Below are 2,720 nucleotides of genomic sequence, written 5' to 3'. Positions count from 1 at the left end.
GGTGGGCGCGGTGGCGGGCGTGCTGATCGCCCCGAGCACCTTCGTCAGCCCGACGGCCTTCGACGCGACCCTCGTCTTCGGGTTCACGGCCGCGGTCATCGGCGGGCTGGACAGCCCGCCGGGCGCGGTCATCGGCGGGCTGTTCCTCGGCCTGGTGCTCGGCTACGTGTCGGGTTATTTCGGTTCGGACATCGTCACTCTGGGAGCTCTGGTCGTGTTGATCGTCGTACTCATGGTGCGCCCCAACGGTTTGTTCGGTCACGGCGTGCGGAGGCGGGTATGACCGCGGCGATCGAACGGCCCGGCGGCCTCCGGCGGGGCAACGCGGTGGCACGGCTGTGGCGGGAGTCCACTTTGGTCCGTCACCTGGTCTGGTCCCTGCTGGGACTGCTCGGCTACTACGTGCTTTCGGTGTCGCTGGACGCCTTCGCGAACCTCCAGCTGGCGCAGATCGCCTACCTGGCGATCGCGACCGCGGGACTGACCGTGCTGTCCGGCCTCAGTGGACAGATCTCGCTGGGGCACGGCGCGTTCGTCGCGGTGGGCGCCTACACCTCGGCGCTCCTGCTGCAGCACCAGCAGTGGCCGACGGCCGCGGTGCTCGTCGCGGCGGTCGTGGTGACCGCGGCGCTGGGCGCACTGGTCGGGGTGGCCGCCGCGCGGTTGCGCGGGCCCTACCTGGCGGGGGCCACGCTCGCGCTCGCCGTCGGGTTGCCCGCGCTGGCCGACTACCACGGCCTGCGGGCGGTGCTCGGTGGCGCGAACGGCCTGATCGTCACGTCACCGCCCCCGCCGCTCGCGCTGGGGGAGTCCTTCCCGGTGGAGCGGTGGCAGTCCTGGATCGCCGGGTTCTGCCTGGTGGTGACCCTGTTCCTGCTGGCGAACCTGATCCGCAGCCCGCTGGGGCGGGCCATGCGCTACGTCCGCGAGGACGAGGACGCCGCGGCCCTGTCGGGGGTTTCGGTGGCACGGACGCAGATCCTGGCCTTTGCGGTGAGCGCGGGCTGCGCCGGGCTGGCGGGCGGGCTGTTCGCGCTGGTCAACAACCTGGCCGCGCCCGGGGCGTTCACACTGACCCTGTCGCTGTCGCTGCTCACCGCGGCGGTGCTCGGCGGGCTGGGCAGCCTCGCCGGTGCGGTGTACGGCGCGGTGATCGTGACCCTGCTGCCCAGCTGGTCCACCCAACTCGCGCAGGCGGCGAACCTGCCGAGGGAGATCTACGCCAACGTGCCGCTGGTGCTCTACGGCGTGGTGCTGATGGTGGTGATCGTGCTGTTCCCCGGCGGCATCCAGTCCGGCGTCCGCCGGGTGGGCCGCCTTCTCCGTACCGCTGTCCGACGATGAATCACTGTGAGGAGAGAAAATTGGCCGCTTGGAGACGGACGCGCGTGACGGTCGCGCTGGCCGCGGCGATCGCGCTGACGGCCGGTGGGTGCGCCGGCAGTGGGGGCGGGAGCACGCCGGGGGTGACCGACACGACGGTCACCGTCGGCGGGACACTGCCGCTGACCGGTCCCGCCGCGCCGGGGTACAGCGAACAGGGCCCGGCCGCGAAGGCGTTCTTCGACTACGTCAACGCCGCGGGCGGGATCAACGGTCGCAAGATCACCTTCAAGTACGTCGACGACGGGTACAACCCGGCGCAGACGGTGACGCTGACCAAGCAACTGGTGTTGCAGGACAACGTGTTCGCGATGCTCGGCTCGCTGGGCACGCCGACGCACACGAAGGTGGTGGACTTCCTCAACAGCTCCCGCGTGCCCGACCTGTTCGTGGCTTCGGGCTGTACCTGCTGGGACTCCCCGCAGCAGCATCCCTACACCTACGGCTGGCAGCCGGACTACACGGTGGAGGGCAAGATCCTCGGTGACTACGTGAAGAAGACCTTCGCCGGGAAGAAGATCGCCTACTTCTACCAGGACGACGACTTCGGGCACGACGGCATGAAGGGCCTGGACAAGTTCGTCGACCAGTCCCAGGTGGTGTCGCGGCAGCCGTACCAGCCGGGCAACACCGACATCGGCCCCCAGGTGGCGGCGATCGCGCGTTCGGGTGCGGACGTGGTGGTGCTGGAGAGCATCCCGGCCTACACCGCGCTGTTCAAGCTCGGCGCGCTGAAGCTGGGCTACAACCCGAAACTGGTGGCCTCGAGCGTGGGGGCCGATCCGACGACGGTTTCGGGGCTGCTGGAGAACTTCGCCAAGAAGGCGGGGAGCGCGGTGCGCGGGTCCGACCTCATCGAGGGCCTGGTCACCAGTGCCTACCTGCCCGCCACGGACGATCTGGGCAACTCGTGGACCGCGCTGTTCAAGAAGATCCACGACCAGTACATCCCGGACATCCCCTTCGACGGCAACGTGGTCTACGCGATGTCCTACGCCTACACCTTCGTGCAGGCGTTGCAGGCGGCCGGCAAGACGCCGACGCGGCAGAGCCTGATCGACGCGCTGAACAAGGGCGGGTTCACCGGACCCGGCCTGGTGCCCTTCCGGTACAGCGCCTCTTCGCACGCGGGCTTCACCGGCGGGCAGATCGCGATCGTCCAAGGTGGACGCCAGGTGTCGCAGGGCAGCGCGCTGACGACGGATGACGGGGACTCCGCGGTGGTGCCGTACTCGGTGGTTCAGCCCACGGCGCCCGCCAACGGGATCCCGGGGGCGTGAACGACGTGGGGGCGGGCCGCCGCGGTGCGGTGCCCGCCCCCACGCACCGGATGCGGC

General features: G+C 70.1%; 2 protein-coding genes and 1 pseudogene. All 3 read left to right on the top strand.

Annotation, left to right across the window (positions count from 1 at the left end):
- A pseudogene (locus FNH05_RS35825) lies at positions 1 to 283 on the top strand (branched-chain amino acid ABC transporter permease); the annotation flags it as partial.
- A complete protein-coding gene (locus FNH05_RS35820) occupies positions 280 to 1,344 on the top strand; it encodes a branched-chain amino acid ABC transporter permease (protein WP_144593277.1) in 1,065 nt (354 codons plus the stop codon). The pseudogene FNH05_RS35825 and the gene FNH05_RS35820, both read left to right, overlap by 4 nt.
- A gap of 20 nt (positions 1,345 to 1,364) precedes the next feature.
- The gene (locus FNH05_RS35815) at positions 1,365 to 2,663 is read left to right on the top strand and encodes an ABC transporter substrate-binding protein (protein ID WP_144593276.1); all 1,299 of its coding nucleotides are present in this window, start codon (positions 1,365 to 1,367) and stop codon (positions 2,661 to 2,663) included.
- Positions 2,664 to 2,720: the final 57 nt, after the last annotated feature.

The organism is Amycolatopsis rhizosphaerae (assembly GCF_007713715.1).
Lineage (GTDB): Bacteria > Actinomycetota > Actinomycetes > Mycobacteriales > Pseudonocardiaceae > Amycolatopsis_E > Amycolatopsis_E rhizosphaerae.
The sequence above is the reverse complement of the archived record's forward strand: the minus strand, read 5'-3'. Positions and strand labels throughout refer to the sequence as shown.

What these genes read in the sequence shown, in the direction of transcription:
- FNH05_RS35820 (WP_144593277.1), top strand. Translation starts at nt 280, where the DNA reads ATGACCGCGGCGATCGAACGGCCCGGCGGCCTCCGGCGGGGCAACGCG.